This window comes from Pseudoxanthomonas jiangsuensis (assembly GCF_010093185.1).
GTDB lineage: Bacteria > Pseudomonadota > Gammaproteobacteria > Xanthomonadales > Xanthomonadaceae > Pseudoxanthomonas > Pseudoxanthomonas jiangsuensis.
This window is the reverse complement of sequence record NZ_PDWL01000071.1, coordinates 1-1,016: the sequence shown is the minus strand read 5'-3', so window position 1 is coordinate 1,016 and position 1,016 is coordinate 1. Positions and strand designations below refer to the sequence as shown.

General features: G+C 57.8%; 2 protein-coding genes. Both read left to right on the top strand.

The features are described from left to right. Nucleotides 1–87: 87 nt before the first annotated feature. Entirely contained in the window at nucleotides 88–720 is a 633-nt protein-coding gene (locus tag CSC62_RS17255; protein WP_000090889.1) for a tail assembly protein, read from the top strand. Nucleotides 721–780: 60 nt separating this feature from the next. Then, nucleotides 781–1,016 (top strand): hypothetical protein (locus CSC62_RS17250; RefSeq protein ID WP_162407892.1); only part of this gene is annotated, 236 nt, incomplete at its 3' end.

The window sequence follows — 1,016 nt, the reverse complement described above, 5'->3', positions numbered from 1 at the left end:
GCACCATATTCCTGAACAACTGAGCAAACGAGAGAGGTACACCGACAAATGGCAGCGACGCACACACTCCCTCTGGCGTCACCGGGCATGGCGCGCATCTGCCTTTACGGGGATTTACAACGATTTGGTCGCCGCATCGACCTTCGTGTGAAAACGGGGGCTGAAGCCATCCGGGCACTGGCCACACAGCTCCCGGCGTTTCGTCAGAAACTGAGCGACGGCTGGTATCAGGTACGGATTGCCGGGCGGGACGTCAGCACGTCCGGGTTAACGGCGCAGTTACATGAGACTCTGCCTGATGGCGCTGTAATTCATATTGTTCCCAGAGTCGCCGGGGCCAAGTCAGGTGGCGTATTCCAGATTGTCCTGGGGGCTGCCGCCATTGCCGGATCATTCTTTACCGCCGGAGCCACCCTTGCAGCATGGGGGGCAGCCATTGGGGCCGGTGGTATGACCGGCATCCTGTTTTCTCTCGGTGCCAGTATGGTGCTCGGTGGTGTGGCGCAGATGCTGGCACCGAAAGCCAGAACTCCCCGTATACAGACAACGGATAACGGTAAGCAGAACACCTATTTCTCCTCACTGGATAACATGGTTGCCCAGGGCAATGTTCTGCCTGTTCTGTACGGGGAAATGCGCGTGGGGTCACGCGTGGTTTCTCAGGAGATCAGCACGGCAGACGAAGGGGACGGTGGTCAGGTTGTGGTGATTGGTCGCTGATGCAAAATGTTTTATGTGAAACCGCCTGCGGGCGGTTTTGTCATTTATGGAGCGTGAGGAATGGGTAAAGGAAGCAGTAAGGGGCATACCCCGCGCGAAGCGAAGGACAACCTGAAGTCCACGCAGTTGCTGAGTGTGATCGATGCCATCAGCGAAGGGCCGATTGAAGGTCCGGTGGATGGCTTAAAAAGCGTGCTGCTGAACAGTACGCCGGTGCTGGACACTGAGGGGAATACCAACATATCCGGTGTCACGGTGGTGTTCCGGGCTGGTGAGCAGGAGCAGACTCCGCCGGG

What these genes read in the sequence shown, in the direction of transcription:
- CSC62_RS17255 (WP_000090889.1), top strand. Translation starts at nt 88, where the DNA reads ATGGCGCGCATCTGCCTTTACGGGGATTTACAACGATTTGGTCGCCGC.